Annotated in this window: 12 protein-coding genes, 1 tRNA gene and 1 pseudogene; 7 read left to right on the top strand and 7 right to left on the bottom strand. The window is 58.8% G+C overall.

Going from position 1 to position 12,705, the window contains the following annotated elements; translation table 11 throughout:
* Positions 1-124 precede the first annotated feature (124 nt).
* The 6 genes from JFT80_RS15565 (at position 125) to JFT80_RS15540 (ending at position 3,210) form a co-directional block, all read left to right on the top strand.
* A tRNA-Asp gene (locus tag JFT80_RS15565) sits at positions 125-201 on the top strand.
* Between the two features lie 295 nt (positions 202-496).
* Complete coding sequence (locus tag JFT80_RS15560; protein WP_201148472.1) at positions 497-1,213, top strand: FKBP-type peptidyl-prolyl cis-trans isomerase; 717 nt, start codon at positions 497-499, stop codon at positions 1,211-1,213.
* 293 nt (positions 1,214-1,506) lie between these two features.
* On the top strand, positions 1,507-1,962 hold the full coding sequence (locus JFT80_RS15555; protein ID WP_201148471.1) for a YkvA family protein: 456 nt from the start codon (positions 1,507-1,509) through the stop codon (positions 1,960-1,962).
* A gap of 127 nt (positions 1,963-2,089) precedes the next feature.
* Positions 2,090-2,431: a helix-turn-helix domain-containing protein gene (locus JFT80_RS15550; protein ID WP_201148470.1), complete on the top strand. Its 342-nt coding sequence runs from the start codon at positions 2,090-2,092 to the stop codon at positions 2,429-2,431.
* Entirely contained in the window at positions 2,428-2,799 is a 372-nt protein-coding gene (locus tag JFT80_RS15545) for a hypothetical protein (protein WP_003223109.1), read from the top strand. The genes JFT80_RS15550 and JFT80_RS15545 overlap by 4 nt, the downstream gene beginning before the upstream one ends.
* A complete protein-coding gene (locus JFT80_RS15540) occupies positions 2,800-3,210 on the top strand; it encodes a sel1 repeat family protein (RefSeq protein ID WP_201148469.1) in 411 nt (136 codons plus the stop codon).
* A gap of 40 nt (positions 3,211-3,250) precedes the next feature.
* Here the strand turns inward: JFT80_RS15540 and JFT80_RS15535 are convergent.
* Both JFT80_RS15535 and JFT80_RS15530 read right to left on the bottom strand, forming a co-directional pair.
* Positions 3,251-5,079: pseudogene (locus JFT80_RS15535) on the bottom strand (bifunctional diguanylate cyclase/phosphodiesterase).
* 134 nt (positions 5,080-5,213) lie between these two features.
* Positions 5,214-7,298, bottom strand: a complete 2,085-nt coding sequence (locus tag JFT80_RS15530; protein ID WP_201148468.1) for a carboxy terminal-processing peptidase — start codon at positions 7,296-7,298, stop codon at positions 5,214-5,216.
* Between the two features lie 138 nt (positions 7,299-7,436).
* On the opposite strand from JFT80_RS15530, the gene JFT80_RS15525 reads away from it, so the two are divergent.
* The gene (locus JFT80_RS15525) at positions 7,437-8,399 is read left to right on the top strand and encodes a zinc-binding dehydrogenase (protein WP_201148467.1); all 963 of its coding nucleotides are present in this window, start codon (positions 7,437-7,439) and stop codon (positions 8,397-8,399) included.
* A gap of 52 nt (positions 8,400-8,451) precedes the next feature.
* Here the strand turns inward: JFT80_RS15525 and JFT80_RS15520 are convergent, their stop codons facing one another.
* The 5 genes from JFT80_RS15520 to JFT80_RS15500 form a co-directional block, all read right to left on the bottom strand.
* Complete coding sequence (locus JFT80_RS15520) at positions 8,452-9,105, bottom strand: HAD family phosphatase (protein ID WP_201148466.1); 654 nt, start codon at positions 9,103-9,105, stop codon at positions 8,452-8,454.
* Positions 9,106-9,216: 111 nt separating this feature from the next.
* Positions 9,217-10,206, bottom strand: coding sequence for an ABC transporter ATP-binding protein (locus tag JFT80_RS15515; RefSeq protein WP_201148465.1), 990 nt, complete (start codon positions 10,204-10,206; stop codon positions 9,217-9,219).
* Positions 10,203-11,003 carry an ABC transporter permease gene (locus JFT80_RS15510; RefSeq protein WP_201148464.1) on the bottom strand — a complete coding sequence of 267 codons (801 nt, stop codon included), beginning with the start codon at positions 11,001-11,003 and terminating at the stop codon, positions 10,203-10,205. Before JFT80_RS15510 ends, JFT80_RS15515 begins: the two co-directional genes overlap by 4 nt.
* A complete protein-coding gene (locus JFT80_RS15505) occupies positions 10,990-11,826 on the bottom strand; it encodes an ABC transporter permease subunit (protein ID WP_201148474.1) in 837 nt (278 codons plus the stop codon). Before JFT80_RS15505 ends, JFT80_RS15510 begins: the two co-directional genes overlap by 14 nt.
* Before the next feature lie 5 nt (positions 11,827-11,831).
* Positions 11,832-12,638, bottom strand: a complete 807-nt coding sequence (locus JFT80_RS15500) for an alkaline phosphatase family protein (RefSeq protein WP_201148463.1) — start codon at positions 12,636-12,638, stop codon at positions 11,832-11,834.
* Between the last annotated feature and the right edge of the window lie 67 nt (positions 12,639-12,705).

Genomic DNA, 12,705 nt, shown 5'->3' with positions numbered 1-12,705 from the left:
CAGCAATGCGTCCGCACCCAGTTACGCAAGATTAGCCTGGGCTGGGAGAGAGCAAACCATCTTCAGCGTGAATACGCGGCGGTTCGATCCCGTCATCACCCACCATTCGTTTCATGTGTTTAGCGCAGCGGTAGTTCAGTCGGTTAGAATACCGGCCTGTCACGCCGGGGGTCGCGGGTTCGAGTCCCGTCCGCTGCGCCATATTCGGTAACCTGGAACGCTGAACGCCAGGTCACCACGGAAAGACCCGCTGATGCGGGTTTTTTTCGTCTGCGATTTGGCTTTTGCCTTGTCAGCGTCATTGCACCAGCGCAAGACATTCGCCGCCGTGGGAAGTAGATGACAGAAGCTTCATCGTCGCTTTGCCCAAATGCGTTTTAATCCCTGAACTTATCGCCGCTTTACTGCTCTCATGCCGGTAGCCATTGGTCGTGGCGGCCTGATAAGCTCGCGGCTTTACTCGATTGCCCTTTAGGCGCATGAACAAGGAAATAGCATGAAACAGCATCGGTTGGCGGCGGCGGTGGCCCTGGTTAGCCTGGTCCTCGCGGGTTGTGATTCGCAGACCAGCGTAGAGCTGAAAACCCCGGCGCAGAAAGCTTCCTACGGTATCGGCCTGAACATGGGCAAAAGCCTGGCTCAGGAAGGCATGGATGATCTGGACTCCAAAGCGGTAGCCCAGGGCATCGAAGATGCCGTCGGCAAGAAAGAACAGAAGCTGAAAGATGAAGATCTGGTTGAAGCCTTCGCCGCGCTGCAAAAGCGTGCTGAAGAGCGTATGGCCAAGATGAGCGAAGAGTCGGCAGCCGCCGGCAAGAAATTCCTCGAAGAAAACGGCAAGAAAGCGGGTGTAACAACCACCGCTTCCGGCCTGCAATACGAAGTGGTCAAAAAAGCTGACGGCCCACAGCCTAAGCCGACCGACGTGGTGACTGTTCACTACACCGGCAAGCTGACCAACGGCACCGTATTCGACAGCTCCGTCGAGCGCGGCAGCCCGATTGATCTGCCGGTGAGCGGCGTGATTCCAGGTTGGGTTGAAGGTCTGCAACTGATGCACGTTGGCGAGAAGTACAAACTGTACATCCCTAGCGAACTGGCTTACGGCGCGCAATCGCCAAGCCCGGCTATCCCGGCCAACTCGGTGCTGGTATTCGACCTGGAACTGCTGGCGATCAAGGATCCAGCAAAACAGGAAGACGCAGCCAAGTAATTTGCGTCTGTTGTGAACCAACGCCTCGCTCATGCGGGGCGTTGTTGCATTCGGGATTTAACGAGCTCAAACAAAACGAACGGACGTGGCAGGATGCAGTCATAGCCATTGAAGGCGCCTGCGCTAGCTGCGCTGGGGCGCCAAGTCAATGAAATATTGGGGTTTTTTATGTGAGTAAAAAACGCCCGATCTGAGCGCAGCCCTTATAAAACGGGGCTCTCAGCGCTGAAATGCAGCTCTGTTCACAAGGTTATCCACAATTTGTGTGGATAACATTTCAACGGGAGGAATAGATGAAAGCTCCGTGGAATTTCGCTCGATTCCTGCCTCTGGCTGGTCGACTGCTGGCCCGTGGCCGGCTGCCGACCTTGCTGTTTGCCGTGGCCAGCAAAGGCGCAGCGCAAGGCAATCGCCTGGGTAAGCTCAAGGAAGACCTGCGCCTGCTGCAGGCATTGTGCCTGGCCTATTGGCGAGGAGAGTACCGCGCGATCAGCCCCAAGGCGCTGATTTCGGTAGTGGCCGGCTTGATGTATTTCCTCAGTCCCGTGGACGCGATCCCCGACTTCATTCCCATGTTCGGGATGCTTGACGATATCGCCGTGCTGGCCTGGCTCATGAAAGTACTGGATGACGAGTTGTCTGCCTTTCGTGCCTGGCGCAAGCGCCAATTGCCGGAGAAGCTGGCAGTGGTGGAGCGGCTGCCTGACACACCGGAGCAACTTCAGCTGCAAAACCCGAAAAAACCATGATCTGATAGAAAATCGTCCCTGTATTCATGCACCTCGTGACCGTGGTCCGCGACCTTAGCCGCTGTTAGGATTACACTTCTAGGGAAAAGTGCCGACTCGCTAAGTGTTGTTGTCCTACGGGGTAGTCATGGATATTCAGATAATTGCACGCGATGGCGAACCCGAGTACGCGGTTCTGCCTTGGGCTCAATATCAGGCTCTACTGAAAGCAGCAGGTATCAACGCAACACCGTCGCAGCCGGCCCCAGCGCCGCTCGCGGCATCTCCAGAGCCGATTCTTCCGGGTCTGGATCAACTACGCAGTTTGCGCGAAGGGAAGGGCATCGCCATCGAGGCGTTGGCCCGCGCGGTAGGCATCAGCCCGTCTTATCTGGCCATGATCGAAAGTGGTGAGCGTCTGCCCGACGCCGCGATTCGCCGCAGCCTGGCCTGGGAACTGACGGTGCCAGGTTGGAGGGATGAATCGTGAGCGTACGCATCAGTCGTCAACATTGGGATGGATTGTTAGGGGAGCTGGATCAGGCGCGCCGCCAGCGCCATCTTCTGACCTATCGGGCATTGCTCGAACGTTTGCAGTTACCAACGCCGGCGATGCAGACCCTGACCGCCGCGCTCGAACACCTGGCGGCGCTGGACGCCAAGGCCGAACAGCCATTGCGCAGCTCGCTGGTGATCAGCCAGGGTGCCAGCCGCCTGCCACGCACCGGTTTTTTTGAATGCGTTGAACGTCTTGGGCGTTTTTCCGGGCCGTCCGACGGCGTTGCCGCGGCGTCCTGGCATGCCTCGGAAGTGGTCAGAGTGTTCGAATACGAGTACCCGGAATCGGCGGAGGCCTGAGTGTTTTTACGACTCAAGGCGCGGGCCGCTTACTGGCTGGCTCGCCGATTGTTTCACTGGTCGTGGTTTGTCCGGCAACCGCGCGGTTGGCGTTGGCTCGAAGGGCAATTTGCGCGCATGGCCAACCTCGGTGATGTCGACGCGCAAAGCTTCTATGGGCACATTCTGACTTTTCGCGGCGTGGGCTTGGGAGCGCGCGAAGAGGGTGTGCGGTTGCTGCGTCTGGCGGCGCTGGCAGGGGATGGCAAAGCGGCTTATCAGGTCGGCGTGATCAGCCTTGCCGGCAGCCCAAGCAAGGCACCGGATCCGGTTGAAGCGACGCGGTTCTGGAAGATTGCGGCGAAGGCCGGGCATCCCTTGGCTGAGATCAAGCTGCAGGAGTTGGCGTCTCGCGGTCCTTTGGATAATTAGTGTCTGGTCTGCGACGCCTTCGGGGCGAGCCCGCACAGATTTATGTGTCGCTTGCAAAATCCTTTACCAACACAGATCCCTGTGGGAGAGGGCTTGCCCGCGAAGGCGCCCGCCCGGACACCACCAGACTGTCAATCAGATACACGCTATACCCGGGTACATTCTTCGCATGATGCTTGGCCTGGGAAGCCATCTCCGCCAATTGACTCGCATCGAGTTGCGCGCATGCCTGAGGATGCAGGTGCACCACGCCAATCGACAATGACAGCAATGCAAACTCCTGGCGCACACCCTGCCGGTTTGGGGCGATAAAGCAGCCGGCCTCCAGGTGCTCGCTGCGGTAGAACCGCCGGCATTGGCTCTGGAAATCATCCACCAGCTGGTTCAAGCGTTTGCGCCAGTCTTCGGGACCCAGTACCAGCAAAAAATCATCGCCGCCGATATGGCCGACGAAGTCGCGGGAGGGGTCCACGCGGTCATTCAGGCATTGCGCCAGGCACAGCAGCACTTCATCCCCACGACCGTAGCCATAGATGTCGTTGAAGGGCTTGAAGCTGTCGATGTCCACGTAACAGATCACCGACTCACGTTGCTGCTGGAGCAAGCGAGTGAGGCACTGCTGGATCGGCACGTTGCCAGGTAGCAAGGTCAGCGGATTGGCGTAGCGGGCCTGCTGAATTTTCAGTTCGGTGATCAGCTTCAGCACGTCGATTACCCGGCCCAGTCCCAGGTAGCCGCCATCGAGGGTAATGATGAAATCCTCTTCGATGCGCTGCCGCGCCCTGCTGGTGATCAGCCGGCTGACCTGCTGCAGCGATTGGGTCATCTCCACGGCTAGAAAGTCATCGCTCATCAGGCGGCTGATCGGCTTGCGGGCAAACAGGTCTGTGGCGAAGGGCTTGAGCAATGCGTCGGAGAGGGAATGCCTGTGGACGATGCCACAGGGTGGCCCTGGGCGTCCAGTACCGCCAGCGAGTTCAGGTTGGCCTGGCGGCGAAAGGCTTCCAGTACCTTGGCTGTCGGCGTCTCGCGGGCCACTGCCGGTTGTTCGTTGAGCAAGGCGCTGAGGTCGCAACCTTCGTCATTCAGTGCGACGGCGCTGCTGTCGTGTTTGGGCATCAAAGCGCGGGCATCGCGCGGTGGATGCTCTTGTGGACGTCCGAGCAGGTAACCCTGCACCAGGTCCACGCCCATCTCGGTCAATACCGCGAGTTCTTCTGGCAGTTCGATGCCTTCGGCAATCACCTGCGCGCGGGAAGCTTTGGCGATTTGCAGGATCGAACCGACGAACTCGCGCTTCAAGGCATCCTGGTGAATGCCGTCGATGAAATGTCGGTCGATCTTCACATAGTCGGGGCGCAACTCTGACCATAAACGCAGGCTCGAGTAACCGGCACCCAGATCATCCAGCGCAATGGAAAAGCCCATCGCCCGATAGTGATGCAGCGCTGTTTGCAGCAGCTGAAAGTCGTCGATCGGCGTTTGTTCGGTCAGTTCGATGACGACCTGACTGGGCGGAATACCGAAGTCTTGCAGCAACTGCAACGTGCGACCCGGTTGGTGCGCGGCTTCCAGCAAGGATTCAGGAGAGACGTTGAGAAACAGCTTGCCCGGTAGTTGCTGCTCGTTGAAACGGCGGCAAGCGCTTTGCCGGCAGGCGATTTCCAGTTCGCTCAAGCGCCCGGCCTGGCGCGCCACGGCAAACAGTGCGATGGGCGAGTGCAATGGACTGTTGGACGGGCCACGGGTGAGGGCTTCGTAGCCGAGTATCCGTCGCTCGGAGAGGCAAATGATCGGCTGGAACAGGCTGTGCAAACCGCTTTGAGTCAGGATCGAGCTCAAGGCACTCAGCTGTTCGGTCGTGGTCATGGCAATCTCTGGCGATAAAAAAAGGACTGGGAGCGCTCTCGATGAAGAGAGTGGCTCCCAGTCCTTTATTGCACGACAGAATGATGACTGTTTGATGACGATCCGCAGATCGTCAGCATTAAATTGCCATCATCTTACTTCTTGGCCACCTGATTACTCAGTTTCAGGTAATCCAGCAGCACGCGCCCGGTTTCGCTCAGGTAGGCATCGTCTTCCGGTTTGACCTTGTCCGGCTCGGCTGCCGCGAGAGCATCTTCGTCTTCTTTCTTCAGCTCTTTGAGCGGCTCTTCGCCCTTGGCTTTGCGACGGATGTTTTCCATCACCAGTTGCTTGGCATCGATGTCGGCATGCTGCGCGCGGCGGTCGGCCTCGTTGAGGCTGACGGTTTTTTCTTCCATCAATTTCTGCGCCAGCGCCAGCTTGTCGCGGATGAACACGAACTCGGCATCCTTGGCGGTACGCGTGTCATGCTCGGATTTGAGCTGCGCCAGGTAGGGCTTGAACGGGTCGGCTGCCGGCTTGATGGCGGCCTTGATGGTGTCCCACGGCATGGCCTCCGGCAGCGCGCTCTCACCGATTTCCTTGGTGTCGATGATCGACGGGTAGTCGATGTCCGGCAGAACGCCCTGATGCTGGGTGCTCTGGCCGGATACCCGGTAGAACTTCGCCAGGGTCAGTTTCAGTTCGCCATGGTTCAGCGGCTGAATGGTTTGCACGGTGCCTTTGCCGAAGGTCTGGCCGCCGATGATCAGTGCACGGTGGTAGTCCTGCATGGCGCCGGCGAAGATCTCCGAAGCCGAGGCCGACAAGCGGTTGACCAGCAACGCCATCGGGCCCTTGTAGAACGCGCCCGGGTTCTCGTCTTCCAGGACATCGACACGGCCATCGGCATTGCGCACCAGTACGGTCGGGCCTTTGTCGATGAACAGGCTGGTCAGCTCGGTAGCTTCCTGCAGGGAGCCGCCGCCGTTGTTGCGCAAGTCGATGACCACGCCATCCACTTTCTCTTTCTGCAACTCGGTCAGCAGCTTCTTGACGTCGCGAGTGGTGCTCTTGTAGTCCGGATCACCTGCACGGAAGGCCTTGAAGTCCAGGTAGAACGCTGGAATCTCGATCACTCCCAGCTTGTAGTCCTTGCCATCCTGCTTGAGGTTGAGGATGGACTTCTTCACGGCCTGGTCTTCGAGCTTCACCGCTTCACGGGTGATCGGCACGATCTTGGTGGTCTGGTCGTTCGGCGCATTGCTCGCCGGAATCACTTCCAGGCGCACCACGGTGCCTTTCGGACCGCGGATCAGCTTGACCACTTCGTCCAGACGCCAGCCAACCACGTCGACCATCTCTTTGTTGCCTTGGGCAACGCCGATGATCTTGTCGGCCGGAGCCACTTGTTTGGTCTTGTCGGCAGGGCCTGCGGGCACCAGGCGCACGACTTTCACCTGGTCGTTGTCACTTTGCAACACGGCACCGATGCCCTCGAGGGACAGGCTCATGTTGATGTCGAAGTTTTCCGCGTTATCCGGCGACAGATAGTTGGTGTGCGGATCGTAAGACATGGCGAAGGTGTTGATGTACGCCTGGAAGATGTCTTCCGGACGGGTCTGGTCCAGGCGCGCCAACTGGTTCTTGTAGCGCTTGGTCAGGGTTTCCTGGATCTGCTTCGGCTCTTTGCCGGCGATCTTCATCCGCAGCACTTCGTCCTTGACGCGTTTGCGCCACAGGTCGTCGAGTTCAGCGGTGGATTTGAGCCAAGGAGCGTCCTTGCGATCGATCAGCAAGGTTTCCTTGGTGGTGAAGTCCATCTTGTCGACGCCTTTGTTCAGCTCGGCGATGGCGAAGTCCAGACGCGCCTTGACGCGATCCAGATAGCGCTTGTAGATGGTGAAGCCGGCGTTGAGGTCGCCGCTTTTGAGGAAGTCGTCGAACTGGGTCTTCCACTTGTCGAATTCGGCGATGTCGCTGGCCATGAAGTAGCTACGCGACGGATCCAGCAGCTTGATGTAGCTGTCGTAGATGATCACCGAGCGCGCATCGTCGAGCGGCGGCTTGCTGTAGTGGTGACGCTTGAGCAACTCGACGACGTTCAGACTGGCGATGACTTCATCGCGATCAGGCTGCAACTTGTCCCAGCTGTTGGCTGCGAATGTACTGCCCGACACCGGCAACAAGCCGATACCGATGAAAAGAGCGAGGGCGGTGCTGGGGAGCAAATGCTTCATGCTGATTCGACGCGGGGACAATTGATAACGCATATTAGGCCGTCTTTGAAGTCGCCGGTTCTACGAGAGCCGGTCGCATAATGCAAAAAGCCCGGCGCTACAGCTTCGGGCTCAGTCCAGACTCACTATGGAGGCACTGTGAAGGCATTGCAAGGCGTTGAAGGTCAAGTGGCATGGGTTGAGGAGCCGAGTCCTACGTGTGATGTAGGACAAGTTTGCATTCGAGTGGCGGCTGCTGGCCTCAATCGCGCCGATTTATTACAGAAAGCAGGGCTGTATCCACCACCGCCAGGCGCCAGCCAAGTGCTCGGTCTCGAGTGCTCTGGTGTGATCAGCGAAGTGGGTGCGGGCAGTTCGTGGCAGGTTGGCGATCGGGTTTGCGCCTTGCTGGCCGGGGGTGGGATGGCCGAAGAGGTGGTGGTCGACGGACGGCACGTGCTGCCGGTGCCCGAAGGCGTTTCGCTGATCGAGGCCGCGGCATTGCCCGAGGTTTATGCAACAGTCTGGTTGAATGTGTTTCAACTTGCGGCGCTCAAACCGGGTGAGAAAGTTCTCTTGCACGCCGGGGCAAGTGGAATCGGTTCAGCGGCCATTCAGTTGTGCAAGGCATTTGGCAACCCGTGCTGGGTCAGCGTCGGGTCGAAAGAGCGTTTGGCCTACTGCGAGGCGCTGGGGGCCCAGGGCGGGGTGATCCGTGGCGATGATCTGGACAGCTTGCGCGACTTCGGGCCGTTCGATGTGATCCTCGATCCGGTCGGCGGCAATTATTCGGCGCTCAATCTCAAACTGCTGGCCAGTGATGGCCGCTGGGTGCTGATCGGATTGATGGGCGGCCGCGAGGCGAAACTCGATTTGGCGCAGGTGTTGGCCAAGCGTGTGCAACTGCTGGGCTCGACGCTGCGCAGCCGCGGTGATCAGTTCAAGGCGGATCTGTTCAGTGACCTGAGCCAGCATGTGTGGCCGCTGTTTGCCGAAGGACGCCTGAAGCCGCAGTTGGCCAAGGCTTTTGCGGTGAAGGATGCCGAGGCGGCGTTTGCCGAGTTGGCGAGCAATACCGTGGCGGGGAAGGTGGTGCTGTTGATCGACGAGAGCCTCGCCTGACAACCCGCGACCTTTGGGAGCAAGGTTGACCTTGCTCCTGCAGGGTTTTGCGTTATTTCCAGAGGTGGATCGGCCAGCCGGCTTTTTCGGCGTGCTCAAGCAACATCGGGTCCGGGTTCACCACGTGCGGGAAATCCACTTTCAGCAGCAGAGGCAAATCATTGCGTGAGTCGGAATAGAAACTCGCGCCTTCCAGATTTTCTTCCTCGGCATCCAGCCACTCCAGCAACCGAGTGATCTTGCCTTCGCGGTAGGTCAGGGTGCCGACCGTATGGCCGCTGTACACGCCATGCGCGACTTCCAGTTCGATGCCGAGAATTTCATCGATACCCAGTCGGTCAGCAATCGGCCTGACCAGGTGCGTACCCGACGCCGAGATCACCAGAATCCGGTCGCCCGCCTTGCGGTGGGCGGCGATGGTTTTGGTGGCGTCACTGAAGATGATCGGTTCGATGAAGTCTTCAACCCATGGGCCGACCAGGTGCTCGACCTCTTCCGGCGTGCGCCCGATCAACGGTTCGAGACTGAATTCCATATAGTCTTCCATGCGCAATTTGCCATGGCTGTAAGCGTCCATCAGTTCGTTGTTTTTGCGCATGAACGACTCGGGATCGACCCAGCCCAAGCGCCCCATCTGCTCGCTCCAGAGGGTGGCGCAGTCGCCGTGGATCAACGTTTCGTCCAGATCAAAAATTGCCAAAGCCATCGGTTCTCTCCGAGAACAGCTGCGAGCTACAAGCTTCGAGCTGCAAGAATTGAAATCAAGTACGCCGCAGTCTACAACTTGAAGCTTGTAGCTCGAAGCTTGCAGCTGCTTTTAAGCTACTTCGCACAGCGCCGTTGGATCGATGGAAAGCGCCAGGCGTTGACCATCGGGATGCAGATCGGCAGCCGAACGGTTAAGCACGTCCACGACCAATTCCACGCCCCGCGCTTCGATTCGGTAGCGGATCACATTGCCGAGCAGGCTGTGGCTGCGAATCTGCGCGTCGAGTTCGCCGTTGAGGCTCAGTTCGATGGCTTCCGGGCGAATGGCGATGCGGTGATTGATCGGGCGCTGCAACAGCTTCGAGGCATCCTCTGCGTCGAGCAGGTTGTAGTTCCCGATAAAGCCTGCCGCGAACACATCGACTGGCGCCGTATACAGCGTTTCAGCATCGCCGCTTTGTACGATTTTTCCCTGATTCATCAGGAAAATCCGGTCAGACATGGTCAGCGCTTCTTCCTGATCGTGTGTGACGAAGATTGTCGTGAGGCCGAGTTCGCGTTGGATCTGACGGATCTGTTCACGCAGGTGTTTACGAATGCGTGCATCGAGTGCCGACAGCGGTTCATCCAGCAGCAGCAAGCGTGGACGCGTGACCAGCGAGCGGGCGAGGGCGACACGCTGGCACTGGCCGCCGGAAAGTTGATGCGGATAGCGGCTGGCGAAGTCGTTCAGTTCAACCAGTTTCAACACTTCGGCGACACGTTTATGGCTGTCGTCGGCATTGACTTTTTGCATGCGCAAACCGAATGCAACGTTCTGCTCGACGGTCATGTTGGGGAACAGCGCGTAGCTCTGGAACACCATGCCGATCCCGCGCTTTTGTGGGCTCAGCGGCACGATGTCGACGCCATCGAGCAGAATCTTGCCGCCATCCACCGACGTCAGGCCGGCGATGCAACGCAGCAGTGTGGACTTGCCGCAGCCCGAAGGCCCAAGCAAGGTGACAAACTCGCCCTTGTTGATTTCGCAATCGATGTCGCTGAACACGGTGGTGCCGGCGTAGCTTTTCTGCAGGTGTTGGACGCTGACGTAGCTCATTCGCTTTTGTCCTTGTTCAAGATGTTGGCGATCCAGGTCAGGACCAGCACGAAAAAGAAATACGAGATGACCAGTGCACTGGTGAAGTGGCCGCTGCTGTTGCGCATGTTGTTCAGGTAAACCTGCAGGGTTTCGTAGCGGGTGCCGACGAGGATGTTGGCAAACACGAACTCACCGAACAGGAACGAGAATGACAGCAGCAGCGCGACCATCAGGCCTTTGCGCAGGTTTGGCAGCACCACCAGGAACGCTGCCTGAAAAGTGCTGGCGCCGAGCAGTTGTGCGGCGTCCATCAGGTCGCGCAGGTTGATCGCTTGCAGATTGTTGGTGATTGCCCGGTACATGAAGGGCAGCGCCACGGTGAAGTAGCAACCGATCAGGATCCACGGCGTACCGACCATCGCGAACGGGCCGGAGCCATACAGCTGCAACAGCCCCACCGACGACACCACCGGCGGTACCGCGAAGGGCAGCAGGATCAGGATGTTCATCAGCGCATCGAGTTTCGGGAAGTGGTAATGCACCACGAACAATAGCGGCAAGATCAGCACCACCGACAGCACCAGCGCGCCGACGCACACCAGCAACGACTGGCCGAACGCATGGAGGAAGCGCGGGTCGCTCCACAACTGGATGTACCACTTGAAGGTGAAACCGCTGGGCAGAATGGTCGCCGACCAACTGCTGGCGATCGAGTAGACCAGGGTGCCCGCCAATGGCAGCAACAGAATGGCGAACAACAGGTAAACCACGACGCGGTGGTAGAGGCCGGCGGGGCCGGATTCAGCGCGAGACATGGTAGCTCCTCTTCAACAGCAGTTGATGCACGACGGTGACGATGGTCATCAGTGCCACCAGCACCACGGCGAGGGCACTGGCCAGATTCGGATCGAGGGAAATATCCCCGGAAACCATCGCCGCAATGCGGATCGGCAACACGTTGAAATTGCCGGTGGTCAATGCGTATACCGTGGCATAGGCGCCAAGGGCGTTGGCCAGCAGGATCACGAAAGTGCCAAGCAATGCTGGGGTCAGCACCGGCAAACCGATGTGCCGCCAGAACTGCCAGCCGCTGGCGCCGAGCAGTGCGGCGGACTCGCGCCAGTCTTCACGCAAGGCGTCGAAGGCCGGGTAGAGCAGCAGCACGCCAAGCGGGATCTGGAAGTAGGTGTAGAGGATGATCAGCCCGGTTTTCGAGTACAGATTGAAGTCCTGAATGATCCCGGCCTGTTTGAGCATGATGGTGAAGCTGCCGTTGAAACCGAGCAGGATGATGAACGCAAACGCCAGGGGAACACCGGCGAAGTTGCTGGTCATGTTGGCGAAGGCATTCACGAAGTTGCGCAGTTTCGAATCGACCCGGCGCAATGAGTAGGCGCCGAGCACGGCGATGATGATGCCGAACACACTCGACCAGAAACTGATTTCGAGGCTGTACTGGATCGCCTGCAAATAGAATTTCGAGCTGAAGATTTTCGTGAAGTTTTCGACGCCCCAACCGAACTCTTCCGATTGCAGGCTGTTGATCATCACCCAGACCAGCGGGGCGATTTCGAAGACGATAAAGAATAGCGCGAAGGGCACCAGCCACAGCGCCGCCAGCCATTTGCCGCGGGTCATGGATTTCACTTGAGCAGCTCCCGGCACACAGGTTTGTCGTGGGGCACACCGAGCAGTTCGCAGACTGTGCCGCAGATCTCGGTCTGTTTCGGCGCAGCACTGGCATCGAGGCTGAAGGCGTCGCCGAGCACGAACAGCGGTACTTCACGTTCTTCCGGCAGCAGGCCGTTGTGCGAGCGGTCGTTGTTCATGCCGTGGTCGGCGGTTACCAGCACTTGATAACCGGCATCGAGCCAGGTCTGCAAATAGTCAGCAAGGATGATGTCTGCCGAGCGCGCGCTGTTGCGGTACTGCGAGCTGTCGAGGCCGTGCTTGTGCCCGGCGTCGTCGATGTTCATCGGGTGGATCAGCAGGAAGTTCGGCGCGTGGCGCAGGCGCAGGTTTTCCGCGTCGGCGAACAGGTGCGAATCCGGGTAGTGATCGTTCCAGTAGAAGTGCCCGTGCTGGATTGGCAGATCCGGGTCGTCGGTATGACGGTCGCGGGCGGCCACGAATGGCGAGCGGTTATACAACTCGCTGACCCAGTGATAGGCCGCAGCGGCGGTTTTCAGGCCGGCGTCGCGAGCGTAGTGATAGATGCTGCGCTGATTGGACAGGCGCGAGACGTTGTTGTGGACGATGCCGCTGTCGATCGGCGGCACGCCGGTGAGGATGCATTCATAAAGCGGTCGGGACAGGGCCGGCAACTCGCACTCCAACTGGTAGAGCGCGGCGCGTCCTGCGCCAACATAAGCCTGCAGATGCCCCATGGCGTGGCGCGCGACCTCGTAATTGAGACCGTCGAGCACGACAAGGATGACGTTGTGCTTCATAGGGGCAAAAACTCCGCGAAACAATAAAAGTCGTTAAAAACTGTAGGAGCAGAGCTTGCTCGCGAAG

The sequence above is a fragment of the Pseudomonas sp. TH10 genome (genome assembly GCF_016651255.1).
GTDB lineage: Bacteria > Pseudomonadota > Gammaproteobacteria > Pseudomonadales > Pseudomonadaceae > Aquipseudomonas.
This window is presented reverse-complemented; position numbering and strand designations above follow the sequence as displayed.